This window comes from Microvirga sp. Mcv34, assembly GCF_024519725.1.
GTDB lineage: Bacteria > Pseudomonadota > Alphaproteobacteria > Rhizobiales > Beijerinckiaceae > Microvirga.
The window spans coordinates 26160-38568 of sequence record NZ_JALJRK010000049.1; the positions used below are offsets into that span (position 1 = coordinate 26160).

Consider the following 12409-nt stretch of genomic DNA (forward strand, 5'->3'; position numbering starts at 1 on the left):
CTTGAGTTATTCCTCAAGAATTACTGCTTCTATATCGAGGAAAATATATCTCATGAATATAAGTGAAGTGCAGTCAATTAAATGGTCATACCCCTTAAAGGCTACCGGTCGCAGCTCTATAAGTATTATATCGATATTACGAAATGATATTTGGGATGTATTTTTTATAACATAAAAATATTATTAGGGTGAGACGGAGGTGCGCTCTGTTCAAATGGATGACAGCTGAACATATGCAAGCACCATATGGTCTAGATATCCCTCTCTCTGATTAATCCGTAGGTGACCGAGACGCCTCACTATTCGCACTTAGGTTTTCTGTCCGCTGGAGTCATTCTGATCCCGACTGCGCATAAGCCGCTCCAACTTTGGCGTGAGGCATGACGCTGGACCGAATGGATACCAAGGCTGTCTGCCGATCTCCCGACGTCGCCATCGAGCCCGTCCGGGTGGTAACCGTCCGCGACTTCGATGGCCTTCAACCGCACATGGAAGCATGGGATCGCTTGGCTTGGGAGTCGCCACAGGGTCTTGCCACCATGCTGCCCGCCTGGGTGACTGCCACCTTCCGACACGGACTTTGGCCGCAATGGCGGTGGATGTGCTGTTTTGCCTATGCCGGCGAGCAGTTGATCGGCGTGATGCCGGTCGTGATCACGCCGCATCCGATCCTCGGTCGCCGCCGTCCGCTCTTGCGCACTTACGGCAAGCTGACAACTTCTGGCGATATCGCTTTGGCATCCGAATACGCCTCCGAAGCACTCGAGGCCTTGCTGGAGGAACTCGTACGACAAGAGCCGGGCCATGTAGGCCTGGATATGCAGGCGGTGCGGCATAATTCTCCGGTCTGGCCTGCATTGCAGAATATGGCTGCGGAGCACCTCGTACTCACCAGCGCGCGCCAACGCTTCTCGATTTTGGACGTCAGAGGAAGCTTCGAAAACTTCATCGGGAACTTCAAGAGAATGGCGAGCGACCTGGGGCGGTTTCGTCGAAAGATCGAAAAGCGTGGGAAGGTTCGAATCGAAATCGTCGATGGTCCGGATGCGAGGGTCGACTTTTTACCCCAGTTCGCCGCACTCGAAGCGGCGGGCTGGAAAGGACGCTGTGGTGGCGCTCTCCTCAACAATCCGGACTCACTCGCCTTTCACACCGCCTTGGTCGAAAATTTCGCTGCACAAGAACGCTTGGTTTGGCACCGGATTTGGGTCGATGACACGCTTGTCGGTGCGCAACTAGCCCTGAGATGCAACAGATCGCTCATGTTGCCGAAGTACACCTTCAACGAAGACTTCGCCGAGTGCCGCGTCGGCACACTCCTCACTGAGGCGACCTTTCGGGACGGGTTCGCCCGGGCGGATCTGCACGAGATCAATCCAATGAGCAAGGCGCAGGCTCATGCCTTTTGGCACATGCCTGATGCGGAATACATCGATCTGCACCTTGTACGCCGCGCGGCCTTGCCGATGTTGTTCCATCTGCCGAGTGTCTGGTCGCGCAAAGTCTATTGGACGCATATTCGTCCGCGTGTACCGGAGTTCGTCAGAGATGGCTATCGCCAGTTCAAGCGGCGTGGCGGACGAAAACCCAAACGCGCCGCAGAGGTTCACGCATTATCGAAGTGAAGCGTCAGCCATAAGAGGGTCAGATAGGCCCGTCGTGTTCAATGCCGATCAGCTTCCCATAATTGCCCGCGAACCACCAGGATCCGCGATGGGTTTTTCGCGACCGGCTGGATCCAACGCGGCACTCGCCATAAATGCACGGACGAGCAGCTTGAGCATCGGACTCAACGGTGGAGGCGCCGCCCGTCGTCATCTGGGCGGCGGTGAAGCGGTCAGGCCGCGCAGCAGGGAGAGAAGGGGATGCATCATGCGGCTCCCTGCACGTCGCTCAAGGCCGGGGCCCGAAGAATCGCGCATCCTGCTCCCGGCGCAGCCTCATCAGCGCCGATCCGTCCTGCAATTCGAGATCGCTCACGCGGATCTCATGTCCTTTCTGAACCGCCTTGGTCAGGCGACAATCGGCAGCCAGATAGAAGGGGGCCGGGATATTCTCCCCGAGCGGGGCTGCTGGGCGAAACTCGGCAGTGACTCCCGAAATCGTGTGGTGATGTCCTCCCATGGAGAGAACCGTACCGGCCGGAAGATCCTCGGTCGCGACGGCGATCAGGTCGTAACGCGGCTGATAGTCGGAGCCGTAACCCGACGCCTGATGTACCGCCGCATCGAGGATGCTGGTAGCGGCTTCGAGACCGAGGAGGTGTCGCGGGAGGAACACCATGGCCGTTTCGCCGGTGCGGCTGACGATGTGCCCCTTCTGGGCGAGCATGTCCCAGCTCTTTGCATCGTCGCAGCGGATGACGACGAAGACTCCGCCGGCGAAGCTGATCTCATCGGGCTTGCGCAGGCAATGGAACACGTCGAGGCGCCGGTCGCCCAAGAGGATACCGCCGTCGCCGCGCTGCGAGAAGATCGTCGGAACCTCGCCGACGCGGGCAAGCGGCGCGTGGAGATCGAAACGGTCGGGCTGCAGGCCGGTGGCGTTCGCAACCACCATGAGTTCGCACAGATCCGGCACGGCTCGCTGAGGAAAACCGGCAATAGCCTTGTCCCTGGCCGCAAGAATTTCGCTCACGTCCCGCTGGCCGAGGGTCCACAGATCGTCCAGGTCCACGTTCTCGGCGGACCGCTCGTTGCTGGCGAGGCGCCGCGACGACGGATCGAAGACGAAATCGTACTCGCTCGACTTGCCGGCGGCGACGATGTGGAAGCCCATCACCTCGGCCCATGTGGTGAGGCCGATGAGCAGGCTCGGCTGATCGCCGTCCACCGTCGTGACGATGCGGCCGCGCTCGGCCGCAAGCGCTTTGAGGCCGGGCCCTACGACGCTGTCGAGCTCCTTCGTCACGAGGGCTAGATGCTTCTCGGCCTCCACGGCGATCAGGGCATGGTGGGCGGCAGCCGTCGGACGGCCGGTCGCTTCCACGATCACGTCGAAGGGAAGGTGGGAGACGAGGGCCAGATCCTTGGCCGCGATGAAGTCGCCGCTCTCCCACGCCGCCTTCGCGTCGTGAGCGGATTCGCAGATCCGGATCATGCGCGGGTCGATGCCGGCCGCCTTCAGGCCTGCTGCCGCACTCTCGGCCGTGAGATCGACAGCGATCCGCGCATTCATCAGGGGGACGCGTTGCGCCTGGGCGAGAAAGCTCTGGCCGAAGCCGCCGGTCCCGACGACACACGTCTCGATGGGGCGGTCGGCCTTGGCGTAATAATCATGGTAGTTCATCGCATATGTCTCCCCATCCGGTGTTTGGTCGCCACCGGTTCGTTCTGTCGTCGAATGCGTTGGTTGGCCGGTCTGCCGCTCTATCGAAGCATGTTCCAGGCTTTCAGGAAGAAGTCCGGAGTTCCGAAGTTGCCGGACTTGAGCGCCAGCGCGAGATCGTTTCCTGCGAGAGATCGGGTCCAAGGGACACCCGGATCGATCTCCGGCCCGATGGAAAGGGAATCGACGTCGAGGGCATTCACGACGGCACCCGAGGTCTCGCCACCGGCGACGATCAAGCGGGTGAAGCCGAGGGCAGGAAGTGCCCTGGCGACTTCTGCAAGAGTGTTCTCGACGATCTCGCCCGCATTCGTGCGTCCGAGCTTGCTCTGAACCGCCAGAACCTCCTCGGGCGTCGCCGTGGAATAGATCAGGGCCGGGCCATTCGTTGGCTGGGCCTTCAGCCATTCGAGAGCCGTTTGCGCGCTGACGGCGCCCGAAGCCAGTTCCATGGCGTCGAGCCGCAGCGCGGGAATCCCGGCATCAAGAGCCGTCTTGACCTGTCCGCGCGTCGCAGCCGAGCAGGACCCTGCAAGGATGAGGCTGCGGCCGCCAGGCGCTTCGAAGCCTGTCTCGGTGGATTGGGTCGAAGGCTGGCCTTGCCGGTAAGCCGCGGGAAGTCCCATGGCGACGCCCGATCCGCCGGTGATCAGGGGAAAGTCCGCGGCGGCTTGACCGATGGCGCGCAGATGCGAATCGCTCAATGCGTCGACGATCACAATCCTATGGCCCACTGCTCTCTCGCGTTGGAACGCCGAGCGGATGGCGTCCGGTCCGGCCTCCACATCCTCATAGGACACGAGGCCGACCGAGAGCTTCGTCTGCCTTTGCAGCACCCGCACGAGGTTCGAATCGCGCATGGGCGTCAGCGGATGGTCCTTCATACTGCTTTCGTGCAGGGGAACGCCGTTGACGAAGAGATGGCCCTTGTAAACCGTGCGGCCGTTGGCTGGAAAGGCTGGGCAGGCGAGGGTGAAGTCGCTGTCGGTGAAGGAGAGAAGCGCCTCCGCGACCGGCCCGATATTGCCGTCGTCGGTGGAATCGAAGGTCGAGCAATATTTAAAGAACAGGTGTTGCGCGCCTGCCCGTTTGAGAGCCTCCGCCGCGCTCAGCGAGAGCTCGACGGCTTCCTGCGTGGGATTGGTCCTGGATTTCAGGGCTACCACGACGGCATCCGCGCCCGCCAGATCGAGGCCTGCGCGCGGCACGCCGATCGTCTGAATGGTGCGAAGTCCCTCGCGGGCCAGCATGAGAGCGAGGTCCGTTGCCCCGGTCAAATCATCGGCGATGCATCCGATCTTCATGCCACGGCTCCACGGGCGCTGGAGGGGAGATCCTGGGTCCAGCTTGCAAGCCATCCGAGGCCGTCTTCCGTCCGGCCGCGGGGCTTGTACTCGGCCCCGATCCAGCCTCCGTATCCGAGGCTGTCGAGAAAGCGGCCGATCGTGCGGTAGTCGATCTCGCCTTCATCGGGCTCGGCGCGGCTCGGGACGGCGGCGATCTGCACATGTCCGATCAGGTCGAGGTAGTCCTTGAGGCGACGCGTCAGATCGCCCTGCATGATCTGGGTGTGATAGCAGTCGAACATGATCTTCACGTTTTGACGTCCGACTTGATCGATGATCGATGCCGCCTGCTCGATTCTATGCAGGAAGTATCCCGGCTTGTCTCGATGGTTGATCGGCTCGAGCAGCACGGTCATGCCGGCCTGAGCCGCCTTGTCGGCGGCCAGTTTCAGGTTGTCCACGAATGTCCGCTCGGCAGCCGAAAGGGAATCGGTTGCGACGATGCCGGACATGCAGTGAACGGCCGTCGCGCCGATGGCATGGCCGTAGGTGACCGCTTGATCGACGGCCTGCTGAAACTCGCTCTCCCGGCCCGGCAGGGCTCCGAGCCCGAAATCTCCCGTGGCAGCATTCCCGACGGGCGTGTTCAGTCCGAGCATGGTGACTTGGCTGCGGGTCAAGGCCCTGCGCATGTCGGCCGCGGGAACGTGATAGGGCCAATGCATCTCGACGGCCTTGAAACCCGCTTCGGCGGCGGCGGCGACCCGGTCGATTTCGGGAGCCTCAGTGAAGAGAAAGCCTAGATTGGCCGAGAAACGGGGCATCGATTCATCCGCATGTGTGAGAATGGTGATGGGGCGAGGAACAGCACTCTTGGCCACTGTCGGACGTCTCTTCCGCGATGGCTTCGTCCAGCTTGAAATGCGTCACCAGATCCCGAACCTGCGCGCGGGTCAGCAGGCGCGGGTTGAGACCATGCAGCAGAAGGCGCAGCTTCGCCGTCTCTTCCAGTTCCTCTGTGGCATAGACGGCAGCTTCCAGGTCCTTGCCAGCCACCACGGGGCCGTGATTAGCCAGAAGGACGGCGCTGTACTTCCCTGCGAGTCCTCGGATTGCATCGGCTACGGCAGGATCTCCAGGCCTGTAATAAGGGACGAGTGCGGTCCGTCCGATCTTCATGACGTAATAGGCCGTCATGGGCGGCAAAGCATTCGCCGGGTCCACATCGGGCAGCATCGAGACTGCGACGGAATGAGTGGAGTGGAGATGCACGATCGCACCCGCGTCCCTGCGGGTCGCGTAAAGCGCTGAATGAAGAGGTAATTCCTTCGTCGGAGCATCGCCAGAGACCAGGTGGCCATGGGCATCGAGCTTGCTCAATCTGGCAGGATCGAGGAAGCCGAGGGAGCTGTTGGTCGGGGTCGTCAGCCAGCCGCCATCGCTCAGCCGGACCGAGATGTTGCCGGACGATCCTGCCGTCAGGCCGCGCTCGAACAGGGAGCGCCCGAACTGGCAGATCGTCTCGCGAAGGCGGCTCTCGTCGCTCATGGGGAGGCCTTTGAAAGTCTGGGTTTGATGAGGAAGGTGAGTGGAAGCCGCTGTCAGATCGCGTGGCGGACGCGCTCCCATGTCTTTTGCATATGGGCGTTCAGGACCGTCGACAGACGATCCGCATCGCGCGCTTCCAGGGCGGCGATCATCTCTTCGTGGTCGGCGACGGCGCCGGCCCACTTTTCCGGCCCCTCGTTGCCGATGTAGCGGATGCGCTTCAGGCGAGCCTGCAGGACGTTATGGACCGAGACCAGTGCCTCGTTCTTGGACAGGCGCAGGATCGCCGAGTGAATGTTCTGGTTCAGCTTGAAATAGGGCAGGCGGTCCCGCTTCTCGTACATCTCCATCATGTGGTCGTGGAGCTGCCGGACCTCGCGGATCTCGGCGTCGGTGGCGTGCTCGCAGGCCAGGCGCCCGGCCAGGCCTTCGAGATTGCCGAGCACGATGAGGCTGTCATGCACGTCTTTGGCGGTGAACTGGCGGACCACGGCGCCGCGCCCGGGGGAGAGCTCCAGCAGACCTTCGCTCACGAGGAACTTGAGGGCCTCTCGCAAGGGCGTACGGGACACTCCGAGGAGCTTGCCGAGATTGCCTTCATGAAGCCGGGTTCCGGCCGCGAGTTCACCCTCGATAATCATGTCGCGTACACGCGCCACGATGGCATCGTGGAGGGTCGGGCGGACGATCGGTCCGCGGACGTCGAACTCGTCGACCGGCAGGCCTGCAGCCTCGGATGCCATGGCTCGTTCCATCGTTAGCCGTCTTTCCACAAGTCAGGACGGGGATGGCCCACTCTATACAACTTATTCCTGAATCCTCGCAAACAAAATTCTGTATGCAGCATACTTGTGTACGAAATTTAGCGCTGTTAGTGTCCTTGCGTCATCCCGAGAAGAGGTTGCCGTGAGCGCTCAAACGTTATCGACCCCGTCAGCAAAGCCGACCGTCGCGTTCGCCATGGGCGATCCGGCCGGAATCAGCCCGGAGCTGGCCGCCAAGCTGATCGCATCGGATGAATTCCGCTCCGGCGCGGACCTCGTGATCTTTGGCGATCTTCGAATCCTGGAGCAGGGCGCGGAGGTTGCGGGTGTCGCCGTCGACGTAGAGGTTATCGGCTCCGAGCAGGCTCTTCCCAACCGCTCCGCACGCCCGGTCTTTGTCGACCTGAAGAATCTCAGCCCCGAGCAGGTCACGCCCGCCACGGCCACGCTCGAAGGCGGCATGTTCGCGACCGAAAACTTCCGCCGTGCTCTTCTGCTCGCCCAGTCAGGCCGTGCCGACGCGGTGTTCTTCACGCCGTTCAACAAGAAGGCGATGCGCCTCGCCTATGACGGCTACGACGACGAGATCCGCTTCGTGCGCGACGTCCTCAAGACGTCAGTCGCCGCGAGTGAGTTCAACGTTCTAGGTCGCACCTGGAACGCACGCGTGACCTCGCATATCCCGCTGTCGCAGGTGGCGTCGGCCATTTCCGAGAAGGCGATCCTGCGTTCGCTTACGCTGGCCGACCAATGCATGCGTGCCGCAGGCTTCAACCCGCCGCGTATCGCGGTCGCGGGCCTCAACCCGCATGCGGGCGACGGAGGCAATTTCGGCACCGAGGAGATCGACGTGATCGAGCCGGCCGTCCGCCAGGCGCAGGCGCAGGGCTTTACGGTCGAAGGCCCGTTCCCGTCCGACACGGTGTTCCTGCGGGCCAAGAACGGCGACTTCGATGCTGTCCTCACCATGTACCATGACCAGGGCCAGATCGCCATGAAGCTCATGGGTTTCGACCGCGGCATCACGCTGATCGGCGGCTTCGAGTTCCCGATCTGCACGCCGGCCCACGGCACCGCATATGAGATCGCCGGCAAGGGCATCGCCAATCTCGGCGCCAGCCGAGAGGCCCTTTCGCTCGCCATCCGCATGGGCGCCGAGGTGAAGGCTCGCCGCTCCGAGACGGAGCAGCCGAGACTGTCAGCGGTCAATTCCTAAACAACGGTTCCGAGACCCGACGCCATCGTTCGGAAACATCACAGGGAGGAAGAAGAATGCTTAAGAAGACTTCATGGTTGCTCGCCACCGCCGTCGCGGTGACGTTCGGCGGCGTGGCGCAGGCTGACTGGAAACCGTCGAAGCCGGTCGAGTTCGTCGTCACGTCCTCCCCCGGCGGCGGCACCGACAACTTCGCTCGCGTCGTGCAGTCGATCATCGCCAAGCACAAACTGATGGACCAGTCCGTCATCGTCACCAACAAGGGCGGCGGCAGCGGCGCGGAGGGCTTCATCTATACGAAGATGGCGGCGGGCGACTCCCACAAGCTCACCTTCGGCACGAACAACGCCTATCTTCTGCCCTACGTGGCGAAGCTCGCCTACAAGGCCGATGAACTGACGCCCGTGGCCGCCATGGCCCTCGACGAGTTCCTGCTGTGGGTCAAGGCGGACTCGCCCTACAAGGACGCCAAGAGCTATATCGACGCCGTGAAGGCGAAGCCCGATACCTTCAAGATGGGCGGCAGCCAGTCCAAGGATACGGACCAGACGCTCACCAGCCTGATCCAGGACGCGACCGGCGCCAAGTTCATCTACGTCCCGTTCCAGGGCGGCGGCGCGGCCGGCGTGCAGCTGGCCGGCGGTCACATCGACTCGAACACCAACAACCCGAACGAGAACGCGGGTCAGTGGAAGGCGGGCGCGGTCACTCCGCTCTGCGTGTTCAGCCCGACGCGCCTTCAGGGCAACGTGAAGGTCACGGCCACCATGGGCTGGTCCGACATCCCGACCTGCAAGGAAGCCGGCATTCCGATCGACAAGTTCCAGATGCCGCGCACCGTGTGGCTGCCGGGCGGTATTCCGGCCGAAACAGTCGCGTTCTATGCCGACGTTCTCAAGAAAGTCAGCGAGACGCCCGAGTGGAAGGAATATATCGAGCGCACCTCACAGACCGACCGCTTCCTGGGTGGGGCGGATCTGAAGAGCTTCATCGCGGACGATGACGCCAAGAACCGCAAGGTCTTCGAGGCGGAAGGCTGGGTCGTCCGCTAACCGAGTCGATCTCATGGCTGGCGGAGGAAACTCCGTCAGCCGGATTTTTATGAGCCACTCATCGGACCGGGGTGAACGTCATGATCTCTCGTTATACGGCTGAAATCGGAACTGCGACCCTGGCAGCGGGCCTGGGGCTTGCCGCGGTGATCGGCGCTCTGGAGTTCGGAATCGGCTGGGGCGACGCGGGCCCGGAATCAGGAGCGTTCCCCTTCTACATGGGACTTCTGGTCGTTGGCGCCAGCGTCGGGACGCTGGTTCAGGCGACCGTCGGCCGCAAGGGATTGCAATCTGTCTTCCTTCACAAGGAAGAAGCGGTACGCGTCGCATCGTTCTTCCTGCCGATGGCCGCCTTCGTCGTGGTGTCGCTTCTGCTTGGGCTATACGTGGCGACGGCGATTTATCTGGCCTTCGTCATGTGGACGCAAGGCAAGTACCGGCTCGTCGTTTCCGTCGCTTCCGGCATCGCCGCGGCAGTGGGCTTCTACCTCGTGCTCGAATTCGCCTTCCAGGTTCCGATCTTGAAGGGACCTCTCGAAGCCGCTCTCGGCATCTACTAGGGCGGCGGACGTGGGTGCGAACTCACGTCGAGACCTCTGAGATTTCGTTGTGTCGCATCTGTAAACGCAAAACTGGTCCCCGCTTTTGCGTTCGATGCTTTAGCTCCAATCCCGACGGAGACAGGTCGTGGACAATTTCGCATCACTCCTTCACGGGTTCGGCGTCGCCCTGACGACCTACCACATCATCCTGATGATGGTCGGCGTCCTGCTGGGCATTCTCGTCGGCGTCCTCCCGGGCCTCGGCGCCCCGAACGGCGTTTCGCTGCTTCTGCCGTTGACCTTCACCATGGACCCGGTGGCGGCGATCATCTTGCTCACCAGCATGTACTGGGGCGCGCTCTTCGGCGGATCGACCACATCGATTCTGTTCAACATTCCAGGCGAGCCGTCATCCGTCGCGACGACGTTCGACGGATACCCCATGGCCCGTCAGGGCCAGGCGACGCAGGCGCTGACGCTCGCGTTCCTGTCTGCCGGCTTCGGTGCGCTGGTGGGCGTCATCCTCATCACCGTCCTGTCCACCTGGGTGGCCAAGTTCGCTCTCCGCTTTAGCTCGCCCGAATATTTCGCCGTCTACTTCCTGGCCTTCGCCAGCTTCGTCGGGCTGGGCGCGGCGTCACCGTTCAAGACCATCGTGTCCATGGGCCTCGGCTTCGCTTTCGCCGCGGTCGGCATGGATACGGTCTCGGGCGGCCTGCGCCTGACGTTCGGGTTCAACGAGCTTCTGTCCGGCATCAGCTTCCTCATCGCGGTGATCGGCCTGTTCGGCATCGGCGAACTCATGATCACCATGGAGGAGGGGCTGCGCTTCGACGGCATCCGGGCCCGGGTCAAGGTGCGAGACGTCCTTAAGACGATCGCCACTCTGCCGCGCTATTGGGTGACGCTCCTGCGCAGCGCGGCCATCGGCTGCTGGATGGGCATCACGCCCGGCGGACCGACGGCAGCGTCCTTCATGAGCTATGGTCTGGCCAAGCGCTTGTCCCGGCGCAAGGAAGGATTCGGGAAGGGCCAGCCGGAAGGCGTCGTCGCTCCCGAAACGGCGGATCACGCTGCCGGAAGCAGCGCCATCCTGCCGATGCTCGCGCTGGGTGTGCCCGGTTCGGCGACTGCAGCCGTCATGATGGGCGGCCTTATGATCTGGGGCCTCAATCCCGGCCCCATGCTGTTCATCGAGCGGCCCGACTTCGTCTGGGGCCTGATCGCCAGCATGTATCTCGGCAACATCGTGGCCGTGCTCATGGTGCTCGCGACCATTCCGCTCTTCGCATCGATCCTGCGCATCCCCTTCGCCATCATCGGTCCGGTGATCGTGGTCGTGTGCTTCATCGGCGCCTACACGGTGGCGGGCCGTCCGTTCGACCTCTGGCTCGCTCTGGCCTTCGGCGTCGTCGGATACCTGTTCAAAAAGCTGGATTATCCGATTGCGCCGCTCGTGCTGGCGATGGTGCTCGGCGACAAGGCGGAAGACGCATTCCGCCAATCCATGATCATGTCGCGCGGCTCGCTGTCAATCTTCTGGTCGAACGGACTTGTCACGACCATCATGCTGATTGGCCTCGCGCTCGCTCTTGGTCCTGTCCTGAGCACGTTGTTCGGTCGCCTGACGAAGCCCAAGGCCTCGTCCGCGGTCGCCTGAACCCGATGTTCAAAAGGGCCCGTCCGGCAATCCGGGCGGACCATCCTTCAGGAGGCTCCCATGGCGGCAGCAACTTCACCCCAGATCGCGTTCCTCGGCATCGGCCTCATGGGCTCGCGCCAGGCGAAGCGCCTGCTGGACGCAGGGTATTCACTGACGCTCTGGAACCGCTCACGCGAGAAAGCCGAGGCGCTTGCGCCGTTGGGGGCGCGTGTGGCGGACCGGGCTGCCGATGCGGTGAGTGGCGCGGACGTGGTCATTCTCATGCTGGAGAACGGCAGGATCGTCGACGATGTCCTGTTCTCGCAGGGTGTGGCGGAGGTCCTGAAGCCAGGCGCCATCCTGGTTGACATGAGCTCCATCAAGCCTGCGGAGGCGCAGGATCATGCGCACCAACTCAAAGAGCGGGGTGTCCATCACATCGACGCGCCCGTATCCGGCGGGACAACCGGCGCGGAGCAGGGGACCCTGGCGATCATGGCCGGCGGCGAGGCCGAGATGTTTGACCGCGTCGAGCCCATTCTGAAGGTGATGGGGCGGCCGGTTCACGTGGGGCCACACGGGGCAGGGCAGCTCGCGAAACTCGCCAACCAGATCATCGTCGGCGTCACCATCGGGGCCGTGGCCGAGGCTCTTCTTCTGGCGCAGCGCGGCGGCGCCGATCCGGCCAAGGTCCGAGAGGCCTTGCGCGGAGGGTTCGCTGAAAGCCGCATCCTCGAACTGCACGGTCAGCGCATGGTCGAGCGCGATTTCGTCACCAAGGGCCGCTCCGTCACCCATCTCAAGGATCTCGACAACGCCTTGGATGCTGCCGAGCGCATCGATCTCCAAGCTCTTCCTTATACCGCGCTGACGGCAGACCTGTTCCGTGGTCTGATCGCGAACGCGGGCGATCTTGACCACAGCGGCCTGCTGGTCGAGCTCGAGCGCCGCAACGGCGAAGGAATCAAGTAGCCGGTTCCTGCAGAAGGAGCCGGCTTCGTTCCAGCAGTTCCGGGAGCCTGGGAGAGCCTA

General features: G+C 62.6%; 11 protein-coding genes. 6 read left to right on the plus strand and 5 right to left on the minus strand.

Annotation, left to right across the window (positions count from 1 at the left end; translation table 11 throughout):
* Nucleotides 1-380 precede the first annotated feature (380 nt).
* Nucleotides 381-1625, plus strand: coding sequence for a GNAT family N-acetyltransferase (locus OC446_RS21210; RefSeq protein WP_262031002.1), 1245 nt, complete (start codon nucleotides 381-383; stop codon nucleotides 1623-1625).
* Between the two features lie 268 nt (nucleotides 1626-1893).
* On the opposite strand, the gene OC446_RS21215 is transcribed toward OC446_RS21210, so the two are convergent.
* From OC446_RS21215 to OC446_RS21235, 5 genes are all read right to left on the minus strand, one after another.
* Nucleotides 1894-3288 carry an NAD(P)H-dependent oxidoreductase gene (locus OC446_RS21215; RefSeq protein ID WP_262031003.1) on the minus strand — a complete coding sequence of 465 codons (1395 nt, stop codon included), beginning with the start codon at nucleotides 3286-3288 and terminating at the stop codon, nucleotides 1894-1896.
* Between the two features lie 80 nt (nucleotides 3289-3368).
* Nucleotides 3369-4631 carry a 3-oxo-tetronate kinase gene (gene otnK / locus OC446_RS21220; protein WP_262031004.1) on the minus strand — a complete coding sequence of 421 codons (1263 nt, stop codon included), beginning with the start codon at nucleotides 4629-4631 and terminating at the stop codon, nucleotides 3369-3371.
* Nucleotides 4628-5437 carry a hydroxypyruvate isomerase family protein gene (locus OC446_RS21225; protein WP_262031005.1) on the minus strand — a complete coding sequence of 270 codons (810 nt, stop codon included), beginning with the start codon at nucleotides 5435-5437 and terminating at the stop codon, nucleotides 4628-4630. The genes otnK and OC446_RS21225 overlap by 4 nt, the downstream gene beginning before the upstream one ends.
* 4 nt (nucleotides 5438-5441) lie before the next feature.
* Nucleotides 5442-6161, minus strand: a complete 720-nt coding sequence (gene otnC / locus OC446_RS21230; RefSeq protein ID WP_262031006.1) for a 3-oxo-tetronate 4-phosphate decarboxylase — start codon at nucleotides 6159-6161, stop codon at nucleotides 5442-5444.
* A 53-nt stretch (nucleotides 6162-6214) separates the two neighbouring features.
* The gene (locus OC446_RS21235) at nucleotides 6215-6904 is read right to left on the minus strand and encodes a GntR family transcriptional regulator (protein WP_262031007.1); all 690 of its coding nucleotides are present in this window, start codon (nucleotides 6902-6904) and stop codon (nucleotides 6215-6217) included.
* 217 nt (nucleotides 6905-7121) lie between these two features.
* On the opposite strand from OC446_RS21235, the gene OC446_RS21240 reads away from it, so the two are divergent.
* From OC446_RS21240 to OC446_RS21260, 5 genes are all read left to right on the plus strand, one after another.
* Nucleotides 7122-8141, plus strand: coding sequence for a 4-hydroxythreonine-4-phosphate dehydrogenase PdxA (locus OC446_RS21240; RefSeq protein ID WP_262031014.1), 1020 nt, complete (start codon nucleotides 7122-7124; stop codon nucleotides 8139-8141).
* 56 nt (nucleotides 8142-8197) lie between these two features.
* Nucleotides 8198-9193, plus strand: a complete 996-nt coding sequence (locus OC446_RS21245) for a Bug family tripartite tricarboxylate transporter substrate binding protein (protein WP_262031008.1) — start codon at nucleotides 8198-8200, stop codon at nucleotides 9191-9193.
* 80 nt (nucleotides 9194-9273) lie between these two features.
* The gene (locus tag OC446_RS21250) at nucleotides 9274-9753 is read left to right on the plus strand and encodes a tripartite tricarboxylate transporter TctB family protein (protein ID WP_262031009.1); all 480 of its coding nucleotides are present in this window, start codon (nucleotides 9274-9276) and stop codon (nucleotides 9751-9753) included.
* Between the two features lie 127 nt (nucleotides 9754-9880).
* Nucleotides 9881-11395, plus strand: coding sequence for a tripartite tricarboxylate transporter permease (locus tag OC446_RS21255; protein ID WP_262031010.1), 1515 nt, complete (start codon nucleotides 9881-9883; stop codon nucleotides 11393-11395).
* A 60-nt stretch (nucleotides 11396-11455) separates the two neighbouring features.
* Nucleotides 11456-12349, plus strand: coding sequence for an NAD(P)-dependent oxidoreductase (locus tag OC446_RS21260; protein ID WP_262031011.1), 894 nt, complete (start codon nucleotides 11456-11458; stop codon nucleotides 12347-12349).
* Nucleotides 12350-12409: the final 60 nt, after the last annotated feature.

Coding starts and splice junctions, on each gene's coding strand:
- OC446_RS21240 (WP_262031014.1), top strand. CDS start 7,122: ATGGGCGATCCGGCCGGAATCAGCCCGGAGCTGGCCGCCAAGCTGATC.
- OC446_RS21210 (WP_262031002.1), top strand. CDS start 381: ATGACGCTGGACCGAATGGATACCAAGGCTGTCTGCCGATCTCCCGAC.
- OC446_RS21250 (WP_262031009.1), top strand. CDS start 9,274: ATGATCTCTCGTTATACGGCTGAAATCGGAACTGCGACCCTGGCAGCG.
- otnK (WP_262031004.1), bottom strand. CDS start 4,631: ATGAAGATCGGATGCATCGCCGATGATTTGACCGGGGCAACGGACCTC.
- OC446_RS21225 (WP_262031005.1), bottom strand. CDS start 5,437: ATGCCCCGTTTCTCGGCCAATCTAGGCTTTCTCTTCACTGAGGCTCCC.
- OC446_RS21260 (WP_262031011.1), top strand. CDS start 11,456: ATGGCGGCAGCAACTTCACCCCAGATCGCGTTCCTCGGCATCGGCCTC.
- OC446_RS21235 (WP_262031007.1), bottom strand. CDS start 6,904: ATGGCATCCGAGGCTGCAGGCCTGCCGGTCGACGAGTTCGACGTCCGC.
- otnC (WP_262031006.1), bottom strand. CDS start 6,161: ATGAGCGACGAGAGCCGCCTTCGCGAGACGATCTGCCAGTTCGGGCGC.
- OC446_RS21245 (WP_262031008.1), top strand. CDS start 8,198: ATGCTTAAGAAGACTTCATGGTTGCTCGCCACCGCCGTCGCGGTGACG.
- OC446_RS21215 (WP_262031003.1), bottom strand. CDS start 3,288: ATGAACTACCATGATTATTACGCCAAGGCCGACCGCCCCATCGAGACG.